The 14,006-nt window shown below is 63.8% G+C and carries 14 protein-coding genes; 5 read left to right on the top strand and 9 right to left on the bottom strand.

The features are described 5' to 3' along the window. Nucleotides 1-34: 34 nt before the first annotated feature. Nucleotides 35-367, top strand: coding sequence for a hypothetical protein (locus LB524_RS17855; RefSeq protein WP_224528867.1), 333 nt, complete (start codon nt 35-37; stop codon nt 365-367). Nucleotides 368-403: 36 nt separating this feature from the next. Next, nucleotides 404-985: an invasion associated locus B family protein gene (locus LB524_RS17850; protein ID WP_224528865.1), complete on the top strand. Its 582-nt coding sequence runs from the start codon at nt 404-406 to the stop codon at nt 983-985. Nucleotides 986-1,043: 58 nt separating this feature from the next. Here LB524_RS17850 and coaBC read toward each other — a convergent pair whose 3' ends face one another. From coaBC to ubiE, 3 genes are all read right to left on the bottom strand, one after another. After that, nucleotides 1,044-2,516, bottom strand: coding sequence for a bifunctional phosphopantothenoylcysteine decarboxylase/phosphopantothenate--cysteine ligase CoaBC (gene coaBC, locus LB524_RS17845; protein ID WP_224528863.1), 1,473 nt, complete (start codon nt 2,514-2,516; stop codon nt 1,044-1,046). 88 nt (nt 2,517-2,604) lie between these two features. Next, nucleotides 2,605-4,179, bottom strand: a complete 1,575-nt coding sequence (ubiB, locus tag LB524_RS17840; RefSeq protein ID WP_224528862.1) for a 2-polyprenylphenol 6-hydroxylase — start codon at nt 4,177-4,179, stop codon at nt 2,605-2,607. Nucleotides 4,180-4,249: 70 nt separating this feature from the next. Further along, nucleotides 4,250-5,026, bottom strand: coding sequence for a bifunctional demethylmenaquinone methyltransferase/2-methoxy-6-polyprenyl-1,4-benzoquinol methylase UbiE (gene ubiE / locus LB524_RS17835; protein ID WP_140661727.1), 777 nt, complete (start codon nt 5,024-5,026; stop codon nt 4,250-4,252). Between the two features lie 133 nt (nt 5,027-5,159). On the opposite strand from ubiE, the gene LB524_RS17830 reads away from it, so the two are divergent. From LB524_RS17830 to LB524_RS17820, 3 genes are all read left to right on the top strand, one after another. Further along, nucleotides 5,160-6,134, top strand: coding sequence for an adenosine deaminase (locus LB524_RS17830; RefSeq protein WP_224528860.1), 975 nt, complete (start codon nt 5,160-5,162; stop codon nt 6,132-6,134). Nucleotides 6,135-6,276: 142 nt separating this feature from the next. After that, nucleotides 6,277-6,906, top strand: a complete 630-nt coding sequence (gene upp / locus LB524_RS17825; RefSeq protein ID WP_015315749.1) for a uracil phosphoribosyltransferase — start codon at nt 6,277-6,279, stop codon at nt 6,904-6,906. A 121-nt stretch (nt 6,907-7,027) separates the two neighbouring features. After that, on the top strand, nt 7,028-7,591 hold the full coding sequence (locus LB524_RS17820; RefSeq protein WP_015315750.1) for a TIGR02281 family clan AA aspartic protease: 564 nt from the start codon (nt 7,028-7,030) through the stop codon (nt 7,589-7,591). 6 nt (nt 7,592-7,597) lie between these two features. Here the strand turns inward: LB524_RS17820 and deoA are convergent, their stop codons facing one another. The 6 genes from deoA to LB524_RS17790 form a co-directional block, all read right to left on the bottom strand. Continuing rightward, nucleotides 7,598-8,917: a thymidine phosphorylase gene (gene deoA / locus LB524_RS17815; RefSeq protein WP_224528858.1), complete on the bottom strand. Its 1,320-nt coding sequence runs from the start codon at nt 8,915-8,917 to the stop codon at nt 7,598-7,600. Then, on the bottom strand, nt 8,917-9,726 hold the full coding sequence (locus LB524_RS17810; RefSeq protein ID WP_140713251.1) for a purine-nucleoside phosphorylase: 810 nt from the start codon (nt 9,724-9,726) through the stop codon (nt 8,917-8,919). The genes deoA and LB524_RS17810 overlap by 1 nt, the downstream gene beginning before the upstream one ends. Nucleotides 9,727-9,739: 13 nt before the next feature. Then, complete coding sequence (gene cdd / locus LB524_RS17805; protein WP_140618828.1) at nt 9,740-10,132, bottom strand: cytidine deaminase; 393 nt, start codon at nt 10,130-10,132, stop codon at nt 9,740-9,742. Nucleotides 10,133-10,195: 63 nt separating this feature from the next. Further along, nucleotides 10,196-11,167: an ABC transporter permease gene (locus LB524_RS17800; protein WP_015315754.1), complete on the bottom strand. Its 972-nt coding sequence runs from the start codon at nt 11,165-11,167 to the stop codon at nt 10,196-10,198. 1 nt (nt 11,168) lies between these two features. Continuing rightward, a complete protein-coding gene (locus LB524_RS17795; RefSeq protein WP_224528856.1) occupies nt 11,169-12,308 on the bottom strand; it encodes an ABC transporter permease in 1,140 nt (379 codons plus the stop codon). Next, complete coding sequence (locus LB524_RS17790; protein ID WP_224528854.1) at nt 12,305-13,837, bottom strand: ABC transporter ATP-binding protein; 1,533 nt, start codon at nt 13,835-13,837, stop codon at nt 12,305-12,307. The genes LB524_RS17795 and LB524_RS17790 overlap by 4 nt, the downstream gene beginning before the upstream one ends. Nucleotides 13,838-14,006: the final 169 nt, after the last annotated feature.

The following is a 14,006-nucleotide window of genomic DNA, read 5'->3' as shown; positions in this document are numbered from 1 at the left end:
ATATAGGGCTTTTGCCCGACGATGCCATGCGAGAATGCCGATCACCCTCACACCAACCGCGCCCGCTCAAGGGCTGCCACCCGCGCTGGCTGCGTGTTTCCGGCAAGGAAGAAGGGTCGGTTGCAGGTTTCAACTTTTTTCCACCAAGGAGTGGGAGATCGAAGGCCGCTTCGACGCGGCGGAGAATCTGCTGGCCCCCCCCGCATTGCACTTGACGGAGGCGATCGATTCGCCGCTCTATCGGGTCGGCGCCGGCCTCGAGCTGAATTGCGTCGATGGCGTCGTCATGTCCGTCAGATATAATGGCGCCTTCGGGGAAACGGTCAAACAGAATGCAGTCAGCGCGTCTCTCAAGGTCAGTTTCTAGGCTGGCTCGAGGCGGAGCCGGGCGGGAGAGATCTTGATGAGGAAATACGCGTATTTCGCAGCAGTGTTGGGTGCTGCCTGCATCTCAGGCCTGCCGGCCATGGCGGCGCAAACCAAGGGCGACAAGGTGGCGGCAACGCCGCCCTCCGCAGCTGACGTGCCGCAACTGCCGGGTGGTGCTTCGGCCTTGTCCGAAACCCATGGCGACTGGACGGTCAATTGCCAGATATCGGGCACGAACAAGGTCTGCAGCCTGTCGCACCAGCAGTTCAACAAGCAAAGCAACCAACGGCTTTTGGCGATCGAGCTATCGAGCAAGACCGGCGAGGATGCGACCGGAACGCTTGCCCTGCCTTTCGGTCTGGCGCTTGCCAAGGGTGTCGCGCTGACCATCGACGATCAGAAGCTCGACGGCAGCCTGCCGTTCAGCACCTGCCAGGTGGTCGGCTGCCTGGTGCCGGTGGCGTTCGATGCCAATGTCACGCCGCTGCTCAAGAACGGCACCACGCTCAAGATCGATGCGTTCGCGGCCGATACGGGGCAAGTCGTAAGCTTTTCCATCCCGCTCAATGGCTTCGGCGGTGCGCTTGCCCGCACGGCGGAGCTTTTGGCCAACTGACGGCTTGGCTCACCGCAAGCGACAGGATGTTGGCGGCAAACGCTTCCGCCGGCACTTGTCAGACGACGATGATTTTCAACCGCTCGGCGATGAGCGCGGCAAGCCGTGCCGCCACCTCGTCCTTGGTCATTTCAGGCCATTCCTCGACGCCGGCCTTCGACACGATCCGCACCCGGTTGCGATCACCCCCCATCACGCCTGAAGGACCGATGCCGCTTTGGTGCGACACATCGTTGGCGACGATGAGATCGGCCCCTTTTTTCGTGAGCTTGGCCTCGGCGTTGCGCAAGAGATCCTGCGTCTCGGCGGCAAAGCCGACGACCAGGCCTGGTCGCTGCTTGTGATGGCCGACACCCGCCAGGATGTCGGGGTTTTCGACCATGCGCAGCACCGGCGGGCCTTCGCCCGCGACCTTCTTGATCTTCTCACCGGCTGAATTCTCGGTGCGCCAGTCGGCAACGGCGGCGACGAACACCGCGGCGTCGGCGGGCAGAAGCTGTTCCACCGCGTCGCGCATCTCCTGCGCCCGTTCGACATGGAGGGTCTTCACTCCGGCCGGATCGGCGATGGTGACGGGACCGGAGACGAGGCGCACATCGGCGCCGAGCCTTGCCAATGCCGCGGCGATGGCGTGGCCCTGCTTGCCGGACGAGCGGTTCGCGATATAGCGCACCGGGTCGATTGGCTCGTGCGTCGGGCCCGACGTGACGATGATCTTGCGCCCCGCCAGTGGCCTGGGGCCGGCATCGAGCAGCGCCTCGACCGCGGCGACGATCTCAAGCGGTTCGGCCATGCGGCCTTCGCCGGCCTCATTGCTCTCGGCCATCTCACCCTTGGCGGGGCCCACGAAGGTGATGCCGTCCTTGCCCAAGCTCGCGCGGTTGCGGCGGGTGGCGGGATGCGACCACATCCTGGGGTTCATCGCCGGGGCCATCAGCACCGGCTTGTCGGTGGCGATGAGCACGGTCGAGGCCAGATCGCTGGCATGGCCATTGGCGAGCTTGGCCATCAGGTCGGCAGTGGCGGGCGCCACCACCAGGAGGTCCGCCTCGCGCGACAGCCTGATGTGGCCGACATCGTGCTCGTCATTGCGGTCGAACAGGTCGGTGAAGACATGGTCGGCGGAGAGCGCACCGACCGACAGCGTGGTGACGAACTCCTGCGCCGCCGATGTCATGACGACGCGCACCGCCGCGCCGCGCTCGCGCAGCCGGCGAATGAGATCGAGCGCCTTGTAAGCGGCGATGCCGCCGCCGATTATAAGCAGGATGCGCTTGTTGGAAAGCGTGCCTCGCGGCAAGCTCTTGCCTGCTAATGCCGACGCCGGGGTCGGGGTGCCTTGCGAAGTGGCCAGTTTGTGCAGCGCTTTCTCGATCTGGTCGAGACGGCCAACAGGGCCGACCTGGCCGTCGACGGCGGCCCGGATCATCACCCGCGCCTGTTCTTCCATGGAGCGATCGTTTTCCGCCGCCAGACGGCGCAGCAACTCCTTGACCTCATCGTCCAGGTTGCGGATCGTGATGCTGGCCATGTGATTGCACTCTACTCATCTTACTTGATGGCGATGATAGCAATGCAATCAAATTGCCGCAAGCAGCTGGCTTGCCGCGAACACAGGCCTAATGAAGCTTCCAGGCAATGTAGACCAGCGTCAGCGCGATCACCCATAATGCGACACGGCCGGAACGGCTGTAGCGCGCTTCGGCCTTGCCTATGGCGCGGGCGGTCGCCTCATCGAAGCGCAGGCCGTGCTCGGCCATCAGGTCGATCTCTCGCGACAGCCGTTCCGTACGGGCCGCGAGTTCCGGCGCCTGGCGGATCAGCGTCAGTATTGCCTTGCCGCCGTCGCGCGCGTCGGCCAGCAGGCCGCGCGGCCCGAGGTTCCCGGCTATCCAGCCGCCGACCACCGGTTCGGCGGTCTTCCACATGTTGAAAGCCGGATCGAGCGTGCGCGCCACGCCCTCGACAACCACCATGGTCTTCTGCAGCAGGATCAATTCCGGCCGTGTCGCCATGTCGAAGAGTTCGGTCACCTCGAACAGCAGCGTCAGAAGCTTGGCCATCGAAATGGTTTCGGCGGGTTGGCCATGGATCGGCTCGCCGATGGCGCGGATCGCCTGCGCGAAGGCAGAGACATTGTGCTGGCGCGGCACATAGCCGGCCTCGAAATGCACCTCGGCGACGCGCAGATAGTCGCGTGTGATGAAGCCGTAGAGGATTTCTGCGAGGAAGCGGCGCTCCTTCTTGCCAAGGCGTCCGGCAATGCCGAGATCGACGGCAACGATGGTGCCGTTCGCCTCGACGAACAGATTGCCCGGATGCATGTCGGCGTGGAAGAAGCCGTCGCGCAGCGTATGGCGCAGGAAGGACTGGATGAGGTTGGTGGCGATTGCCTTCAGGTCATGGCCGGCGCTTTGCAGGCCGGCGATGTCGTTCATCTTGACGCCGTCGACCCATTCCATGGTCAGCACGTCGCGGCCGGTGCGTTCCCAGTCCACCGAAGGGACGCGAAAGCCAGGGTCTTCCCTGGTGCTTTGGCCAAGTTCCGAGAGCGCGGCCGCCTCGAGGCGCAGGTCCATCTCGATCCTGGTGGTCTGCGCCAGCGTCTCGGTCACCTCGACCGGCCTCAGCCGGCGCGACGACGGTATGTATTTCTCCTGCAGGCGGGCGGCGAGGAAATAGCTTTCGAGGTCCTGGAAGAAGCGGCGGCGCACGCCCGGCCGGATGACCTTGACCGCTACCTTCCTGGCGACGCCACCATCGACGGTTTCAGCGGCATGGACCTGGGCGATGGAAGCCGCGGCGACCGGGTCGCCGAACTGCTTGTAAAGATCGCCGAGCCTGCGCCCGAGCGAGGCTTCGATGGCGGCCACCGCTTCCGCTGTCGGGAAGGTGTGCATCTTGTCCTGCAGCATTGCGAGATCGAGCGCCATGTCGTTGCCGACGACATCGGGCCGCGTTGCCAGGAACTGGCCAAGCTTGACGTAGGATGGGCCGAGCCGGACCACCGCCTTGGCCAGCCGATCGCTGCGCTCATAGGCGAGCGCGCGGCGGCGGGTGAACAGCCGCGCCAGCCGCCAGCCGAATTTCGGCAGGCCGGATAGTTCCTCGCCGGGCAAGGCGGCAACGACGCCCTCGCGCACCAGCACCCAACCGGCCCGTACGAGCCGGAACGCCGCGCTGACGGTGCTCATGGCCGCGTCCGCCCTACCGGTTCATCGAACTGGCGCAAGGCTCGTCGCGTGAGGAAGATCGGCGACGGCTTCAAAGCTTCCAGCCCGAATGCAGGGCCGCTATGCCGCCGGAATAGTTGCGGAAGGAGACGCGGTCGAAGCCGGCCCGAGAAATCATCGCCGCGAAGTTTTGCTGATTGGGGAATTTTGCGATCGATTCGACCAGATAGGAATAGGGCTCGCCGTCCCCGGTGACCAACTTGCCGATCCTGGGGATGGCATTGAACGACCAGGCTTCGTAGACCTTGTCGAGCAGCGGCATCTCGACCTCGGAGAACTCCAGGCACAGGAGACGGCCGCCGGGCTTCAGCACGCGCAATGCCTCGCCCAGGGCCACGTCGATATGCGGGACATTTCGAATGCCGAACGCGATGGTGTAGGCGTCGAAGCTGGCGTCGGGGAAGGGCAGTTCCTCGGCGTTGGCCTCGACGAAATCGGTGTTGCCGGACAATCCCTTCTTATCGGCCCTGTCGCGCCCGACGGCGAGCATCGAGCCATTGATGTCGAGCACGGTGGCATGGGCATGGCCATGGCTGGCATCGACGATGCGAAAGGCGATGTCGCCGGTACCGCCGGCAACGTCGAGCACGCGCCAGCCCGCGCGCTTGGGCGGATTGAGCCAGGCGACCATGGCATCCTTCCACAGCCGGTGCAGGCCAGCAGACATCAAATCGTTCATCAGGTCGTAGCGGTCAGCGACCTTGTGGAAAACATCGTTGACCAGGGATTGCTTCTCGCCTTTCCCTACACGCTTAAAACCATAGGAGGTTTCCATGCCGCCGGCGGCCGTGGTTCTCTCAACTGACATTTTTTTGATCCGTCATAAAACCGGCGGGACCATAGCCGATCGATGATGCGGGCGCTATTGTTTAAGGCGCGGTGTTCAGCCGCGCTTCCAGGTGGTGGGCTTCAAGACCTGGACTGACCGACGGGATGTTTGAATGCCTCTGAAAGCGGAACTGCACTGCCACATCGAAGGGGCAGCGGCGCCCGATCTCGTCATTCGCCAGGCGCAGAAATACGGCAAGGACACCTCGCCTTATATCCAGAACGGTTCTTTCGTCTGGCACGATTTCACCTCCTTTCTCGCCGCCTATGACTTCTCCGCCGACCTGTTCCGGACCGAGGAGGATTATGCGCGGCTGGCCGACCACTATCTGACCAGCCTGGCCCGCGATGGCGCCATCTACTCCGAGGTGTTCACCTCGCCCGACCACGCGACGAAAGCCGGGCTGTCATCCAAGGCCTACACCGATGCGCTCGGCGAAGGCATGCTGCGCGCCAAGGCAAAGACCGGCATCGAGGGCCGCATGATCGTCACCGGCGTGCGCCATGTCGGTGTCGAGTCGATCGAGCGCGCGGCACGCTTCGCGGCGCGTTGCGGCCATCCGCTGGTTACCGGGTTCGGCGTCGCCGGCGACGAGCGCATGGGCGAGATGGAGGACTATGTCAGGGCTTTCGAGATCGCGCGCGAGGCCGGGCTCGGCATCACCGTCCATGCCGGCGAACTGACGGGCTGGGAAACCGTCCAGGCGGCACTCGACCATATCCGCCCGTCGCGCATCGGCCATGGCGTGCGCGCCATCGAAAACCCCGACCTTGTCCGGCGCATCGCCGACCAGGGTGTCGTGCTGGAATGCTGCCCCGGCTCCAATATCGCGCTCAAGCTGTTCGACAGTTTCGCCGACCATCCCTTTCCCGCCCTGCAGGCGGCCGGCTGCAAGGTGACGCTCAACTCCGACGACCCGCCCTATTTCTGGACCTCGCTGAAGCACGAATACGATATCGCCGCCGAACATTTCTCGATGAGCGAAAAGGCGCTTGCCGCTGTCACCAGAACAGCCATCGAAGCCGCCTTCGTCGACAGGAAGACCAAGACAGCGCTGCTCGGTCGGTTGGACGCGAAAGTTCGGTGAACAGTCAGTAGTCGGTAGTGACGGTGCACGCATCGAGCGGTTGAAGGCCGGCGCTTTCACTGACGCAGGGACTCGCAAATCGGCTCACTATTCACTATTCACTACTCACTGTTCACCACTCACTATTCCGTCGGAGCACATCATGAAGGGCGTCACCGTCGTCGATCATCCGCTTGTCCAGCACAAGCTGACCATCATGCGCAAGAAGGAGACCTCGACGGCCGGCTTCCGGCGGTTGCTGCGTGAGATATCGCTGCTGCTCGGCTATGAGGTCACCCGCAATCTCGAACTGACGACGACAACGATCGAAACGCCTATGGAGACGATGGAGGCTCCGACGCTGGAGGGCAAGAAGCTGGTCTTCGCCTCGGTGCTGCGCGCCGGCAACGGCCTGCTCGAAGGTTTGCTCGACCTGGTGCCGGCGGCCCGCGTCGCCCATGTCGGCCTCTACCGCGATCATGAAACGCTGGAGGCCGTCGAGTATTTCTTCAAGGCGCCGAGCGACCTCGCCGACCGGCTGGTCATCGTCGTCGACCCGATGCTGGCGACAGCCAATTCGGCGATCGCGGCGATCGACAAGTTGAAAGAGCGCGGCGCCACCAACATCCGCTTCCTGTGCCTGCTGGCGGCGCCCGAAGGCATCGAGCGCTTTACCAAGGCGCATCCGGATGTTCCGGTCTTCACCGCGTCCATCGACCGCCAGCTCAACGAGAAGGGCTACATCATGCCCGGCCTTGGCGATGCCGGCGACCGCATGTACGGGACGAAGTAATACCCGAGCAATGTGCTTGGTATTTTTTACCAGGCGTTTACGCAAAGACGTGGTTCCGGCGCGCGTTAAAGCGGCAAACACCATCCGGCGCTAATGATCAGCTCTTCACAAAGGCCGATCCATGCTGCGCAAGCTTCTCATTCTCAGCGTCTTTGCCGGTGCGTCGGCATCGATCCCGGTCGTCTACCAGTCGAATCCGCGAATATTCGAAAACCTGCTGAAATCGGCGGTGACGGCCAAGCCAGCGGCCGAGACGCAACCGGATGTCAGCCTGGCCTCCGTTCCCGACAAGCCGGTAGCGCCGCTGCCGACCGGCCGGAAGGTCGTGGTCGCGGCGGACGGGCGCGGACACTTCTCGTCGACCTTCAGGCTCAACGGCCGTCAAGTCGACGGCATGATCGACACCGGTGCGACGCTGGTCGCGGTCAATATGTCGACGGCACGCCGGATCGGACTGTCGCTCAATCCCTCCGATTTCAGCCACGAAGTCAACACCGCCAACGGCACCATCAAGGCAGCCGTGGTGACGATTGATCGTCTGCAGATCGGCAGCATCAGCGTCGAAGGTGTGCAGGCGATCGTACTCGACGACAGGGCACTGCGCACCAACCTGATCGGCATGAGCTTTCTCAACAGACTCGGCAAATACCAGGCCGAAAACGGCACATTGCTGCTGGTTCAGTAGGTCCACTCAGCCACGCGGCAGAATCCGCCGGATGACCGACTTGTCGGCGGCCGGCTTCGAAGCGCCGATCGCATAGGCTGAAAGCACGGTCGCGGCTGCCGTCTCGGCATCGGACGGTGAGCGGGCGTGGATCAGCGCCAGCGCATCTCCGGCGCGTACTTCCGCGCCTATGGGCAGCAGCCTGGTGATGCCGACCGAGGGGTCGATCCTGTCGTCGGGCCGGGTGCGCCCGCCGCCCAGGCCGACGACCGCGAGACCGATGTCGCGGGTGGCGATGCCAGTGACGAAACCCTCCGACGTCGCCTTCACCGCGATTTCCGTTGCTGCTTCCGACAGATATTTCTCTGGCTTCTCGATGAAATCGGCGGGGCCGCCAAGCACCGTCACCATGCGCGCGAAGGTGGCGGCTGCGCGGCCGCTGGCGAGTGTCTCGGTGGCGCGTCGCATGCCGTCCTGGTTCGACGATACCAGTCCCGCCGACTGCAGCATTTCGGCTGCCAGCGCCAGCGTCACGTCCTCCAGCCGCCGGTCGCGCAGGCGGCCGGTCAGGAAATCGACGGCATTGCGCACCTCGACGGCATTGCCGGCGGCGGAGGCAAGCGGTTCGTTCATGCCGGTGATTAGCGCCGAGACTTTCAGTCCGGCGCCGCTGGCGACCTCGACGAGGCTATTGGCAAGCGCGGTCGCATCCCGGGATTTCTCCATGAAGGCGCCATTGCCGACCTTGACGTCGAGCACCAGCGATTGCAGGCCCGCCGCGAGCTTCTTCGACAGGATCGATGCGGTGATCAGCGGCACGGACTCCACGGTTCCGGTCACGTCGCGGATGGCGTAGAGCCGGCGATCGGCAGGTGCCAGGTCGGCGGTTTGGCCGATGATGGCGCAGCCGGTTTCAAGCACGGCTTTGCGGAACAGCGTGATGTCGGGTTGGCTGATATAGCCGGGAATGGCATCCATCTTGTCCAGCGTGCCGCCGGTATGGCCGAGGCCACGGCCCGAGATCATCGGCACATAGGCACCGCAGGCGGCAACGATCGGCGCCAGCATCAGCGAGACATTGTCGCCGACACCGCCCGTGGAATGCTTGTCGGTGACAGGGCCTGGCAAATCCGACCAGTCGAGCACGTCGCCGGAATCGCGCATGGCCAGCGTCATCGCCACCGCCTCGTCGCGGTTCATGCCGTTGAAGAACACCGCCATGGCAAAGGCCGCGACCTGGCCGTCGGTGACGGTACCCGACGTCACGCCGTCGATGAAGGTGGCGATCTCGTGAGGCGCCAGCCTGTGGCCGTCGCGCTTGTGACGGATGATTTCCTGTGGAAGCATCAGCTCTCCAGCAGCCCGTCACGGAACACGCGCTGCAGCACCGTTGCCAGCCGCGATCCGCCAACCGGCGCCATGTCCTTGGTTTCCTGGTGCGAAAGCTCGGCTCCGGTCATGCCGGCGGCCAAATTGGTGATGACCGAACAGGCAGCGACGCGAAGGCCGAGGAAACGCGCGAGAATCACTTCCGGCACGGTCGACATGCCGACGGCGTTGGCGCCCATGATGCGCGCCATGCGGATTTCGGCCGGCGTCTCGAAGCAGGGGCCCGAGAACCACATGTAGACGCCCTTGTGAAGCGCAGTGCCGGTCGCCTTCGCCGCGCCTTCGATCGCGTCGCGGATGCCGGCATCATAAGCTTCGGTGAGGCCGACGAAACGGCGGTCGCTGGGCTCGCCGATCAGCGGGTTGGTGCCGGAGAAGTTGATATGATCAGTGAGCAGCATCACCGAACCCGGCGGCATATCCGGATCGACCGAGCCGGCCGCGTTGGTGAGGATCAGTTTCGTGATGCCGATGCCGGCGAGCACTTCCAGCACCGGACGCATCGCCGCGGCGTTCCCATGCTCATAGTAGTGGGCGCGGCCGGACAGCATAAGCACGGGAACGCCGGCAAACAGCCCGGCGACCACTTGGCCGGCGTGGCCGCTGACACCGCTCCTGGGAAAGCCGGGCAGGTCGGCATAGGAGACGCGGATCGGATTCTCGATCCGGTCGACCAGGCCGCCCAGGCCCGAACCCAGCACAAGCGCGGTCGACGGCGCCAGGCCGTCCAGCCTTTCGATAAGGTGGTCGACCGTTTTTTGCGTCATATCAGCCAGCTCTTCATTTCAGAATGTCGCCGCGGAAGCCGTAGGGCAGCATGTCGCCCATGGTCACGGTTTCGGCCACGCCGGTGTTGTCGCAGAGATAGAGCTTCGTTTCCGGGCGGCAGAATTCGGCCAGTCGCTGGCGGCAGCCGCCGCAAGGCGAGCATTTGGCCATGCGTTCGGCAAGGACGGCGATTTCAACGATCTTGCCGCCGCCGCCCATGACATAATGGCCAAGCGCGGTGGTCTCGGCGCACCAGCCTTCCGGATAGGAGGCGACCTCGATATTGGCGCCTGTGAAGACGCGTCCGTCCTCGGTGCGTATGGCGGCACCCACCGGGAACTTGGAATAAGGCGCATAAGCCTTAGCCATGGCAGCCTTGGCCGCTTCGAACAGATCATGCGACATTCAGATGTTCTCTCCGATGATCGTGTGCAAACCCGGCGCTCGTCCGCGCCGAACTGTCGACCTTTAGCGTTCCTTGACATAGGGCACGCCGCCGGCGCGCGGCGGGATGGCCTTGCCGATGAAGCCGGCAAGCAGGATGACGGTGAGGATATAGGGCAGGGCCTGCATGAACTGCACCGACACCTTGCCGACAATGGGCAGCGGTGTTCCCTGCAGGCGGATCGACGCCGCGTCGAGGAAGCCGAACAGAAGGCAGGCGAACATGGCGTTGACCGGCTTCCATTTGGCGAAGATCAGCGCGGCCAGCGCGATGTAGCCCTTGCCCGCGGTCATGTCCTTCACGAAGCCGCCATTCTGCACCATCGAAAGATAGGCGCCTGCAAATCCGGTCAGGATGCCCGTGCAGATCAGCGCGCGATAGCGCAGCCAGGCGACCGAGATGCCGGCGGTGTCGACCGCGGCCGGATTCTCGCCGACCGCGCGCAGCCTGAGGCCAAAACGCGTGCGAAACAGCACCCACCAGGTGAACGGCACCATCGCAAAGGCGAAATAGACGAGGATCGAATGGCCGGAGATCAGTTCGGCATAGATCGGACCGATGATCGGCACGCCCCTGATTGCATCGGCGCCGGGCCAGATGATCGCCTCGAATCGTTCGCCCGGTTGCAGCGCCGGCGTGCGGCCACCCTGCTGGAACCATGCCTGGCCGAGAATGATGGTCGATCCAGCGGCGACGAAGTTGATCGCAACGCCCGAAACGATCTGGTTGCCGCGATGGGTGATCGAGGCAAAGCCGTGCACCAAAGCGAAGGCGACAGAGATCAGGATCGCCATGCCGAGACCGATAAGCGCCGAATGGAACACGGAAGCCGCGGCAGCACCCGCGAAGGCGCCGACCAGCATCTTGCCTTCGAGGCCGATGTCGAAAATGCCGGCCCGCTCCGAATAGAGGCCGGCGAGACAGGCAAGCAGCAGCGGCACCGACAGGCGGATGGTAGAGTCCAGCACCTGGATGATCGCGTTGAAGATATCCATCTCAGGCGCCCTTCCCGTTGACAGCCTGCATGCCCACCGATTTCGGGCTGAACGAGGCGAACAGAGCCTGGATATAGGGCCTGAACATATGCTCCAGCGCGCCGGCGAAGAGGATGACCAATCCTTGAATGATGACGATCATGTCGCGGCTGATTGCCGGCATCTCGAAGGCGAGTTCGGCGCCGCCCTGGTAAAGCATGCCGAACAGGATCGCCGCCAGCACGATGCCGACCGGATGCAGGCGGCCCATCAGCGCCACGGCGATACCGACGAAACCGGCGCCCGAAACGAAGTCGATCGCGACATTGTGCTGGTCGCCCATCACAGGGTTGAGCGCCATCATGCCGGCCAGCGCGCCCGAGATCATCATCGCAGTGATGATGATGCGGGTTTCCGAAATGCCGGCATAGCGGGCCGCTTTCGGGCTGTGGCCATAGGTGCGCATCTCATAGCCGAGCTTGGTACGCCAGATCAGCAGCCAGACCAGGAAAGCCATCACCAGCGCCAGCAGGAAGCAGATGTTGAGCGGGGCCGAGCGGATCTTGGCGCCGAACAATTCGATGATCCAGTTCAGTTTCGGCAGTTCCGCACCGGCGAGGAAGTTGCGCGTCTGCGGCGCCTGCGACCCTGCCGGCTTCAGCGGACCGACCAGCAGGTAGACCATGATCGAGGCGGCGATGAAGTTGAACATGATTGTCGTGATGACGATGTGCGAGCCGCGCTTGGCCTGCAGGTAGGCGGGGATAAACGCCCACGATGCGCCCACGAGCGCCGAGGCGACGATGGCCAGCGGAAAAGTCAGCCACCAGGGCAGTGTGCTGTCGAAGGAAAGGCAGACGATGGCGATGCCGAGGCCGGCGATGTAGGCCTGCCCCTCGGTGCCGATGTTGAACAGTCCGCAATGCGCCGCCACCGCCACCGAAAGCCCGGTGAATATGAAGGTCGTGGCGTAGAAGAGGGTGAAGGCGATGCCGGTGCCCTTGCCGAAGGCGCCTTCGACCAGGATGACGGCGGCACGGAAGGGGTTTTCGCCGACGAGCATGACGACGAAGCCAGCGACGATGAAGGCGACCGACAGGTTGATCAGCGGGATCAGCCCGTAGTCGGCCCAGGCCGGCAATTTGGCGTAAGGCGTGCTCATTGCGCCGCCTCCCGATGCTCGACACCGGCCATCAGCAGGCCAAGCTCGCCTTCGGTCGCGTCGGGGCCGCGCTCGCCAACGACCCGGCCGGCAAACATCACCAGGATGCGGTCGGAGAGCGAGCGGATCTCGTCTAGCTCGACCGAGACCACCAGCACCGCCTTACCCTGGTCGCGCATGGCGATCAGGCGCTTGTGGATGAACTCGATGGCACCGACGTCGACGCCCCGCGTCGGCTGGCCGACGATCAGCACGCCGGGGTCCTGCTCGATTTCACGCGCGAGCACGATCTTCTGCTGGTTGCCGCCGGAAAAATTGGCCGTCTTCAGGCGCGGATTGCCGGGACGAATGTCGTATTTCTCGATCTTGTCCCTGGCATCGGCCATGATGGCATCGATGTTGAGAAACGGTCCCCTGAGGTAACGGGGATCGTCGTGGTAGCCGAGGATGGAATTCTCGTTCTCCTCGAAGGCCAGCACCAGCCCGACATGGTGGCGGTCTTCCGGTACGTGGGCGAGGCCACGGTCGCGCAATTCGCCGGGATCGGCCTTGCCGGTGAGATCGATCGGCTTGCCGTCGAGCGTCACGGAACCGGAAACGGCGTGCCTGATGCCGGAAATCGCCTCAAGCAACTCGGATTGCCCGTTGCCGGCAACGCCGGCGATGCCGACGATCTCGCCGGCGCGCAAATCGAAGGAGACGTCGTCGACCATGGTGACGCCACGGGAATCCCTGACCGTCAGGTTCTTGACCGCGAGCTTGACGGCACCGGCCTCGGCTTCGCCCTTTTCGACCCTCAAGAGGACACGCCGCCCGACCATCAGTTCGGCCAGTTCCTCGACGGTGGTTTTCCTGGTCTCCCGGGTCGCCACCATCGTGCCCTGACGCATCACCGAAACGGTGTCGGTGATGGCCATGATCTCGCGCAGCTTGTGGGTGATCAGCACCACCGTCTTTCCCTGTTCCTTCAACTGCCTGAGGATGCGGAACAGGTGGTCGGCCTCGGCCGGCGTCAAAACGCCCGTCGGCTCGTCGAGGATCAGGATTTCGGCGCCGCGATAAAGCGCCTTCAGGATTTCCACACGCTGCTGCAGGCCGACCGGCAGTTCTTCGATGATCGCATCGGGATCGACTTCCAGCCCGTATTCGCGCTCAAGCCGGTCAAGCTCGGAGCGCGCCTTGGCGATGCTGCTCTTCAGAAGCGCATCGGTTTCGGCGCCGAGGATGATGTTCTCCAGCACCGAGAAATTGTCGACCAGCATGAAATGCTGGTGCACCATGCCGATGCCGAGCGCGATCGCGTCGTTGGGTGTCTTGATCGATGCCGGCTTGCCGCCGACGCGGATCTCGCCGCTGTCGGCCTGGTAGAAACCGTAGAGGATCGACATCAGCGTCGACTTGCCGGCGCCGTTCTCGCCGACGATGCCGTGGATGGTGCCGCGCGCGATCTCCAGATTGATGTCCCGGTTGGCGCGCACCGCGCCGAAACTCTTGTTGATGCCGATCAGTTCGATTGCGGCTTGCGCCATGCAGCCTGTCCCACTCTTATTTTTTTATCGCTTGGTCAAAACGCCTAGCATGGCACTCCGCCCATGCCAATTGTCCGGAGCAGCATCCACTCTCGACAAATCCCCGCGCGCTTGTCAATTTCGAACGTGGCCGAAGCTCTCACATTCGCTACTATGGCGAGGTCGATTT

The sequence above is a fragment of the Mesorhizobium sp. ESP6-5 genome, assembly GCF_020164695.1.
GTDB classification, from domain to species: Bacteria; Pseudomonadota; Alphaproteobacteria; order Rhizobiales; family Rhizobiaceae; genus Mesorhizobium; species Mesorhizobium australicum.
Note: the sequence above shows the minus strand (reverse complement) of the source record. Positions and strands in the feature narration are given on the sequence as shown.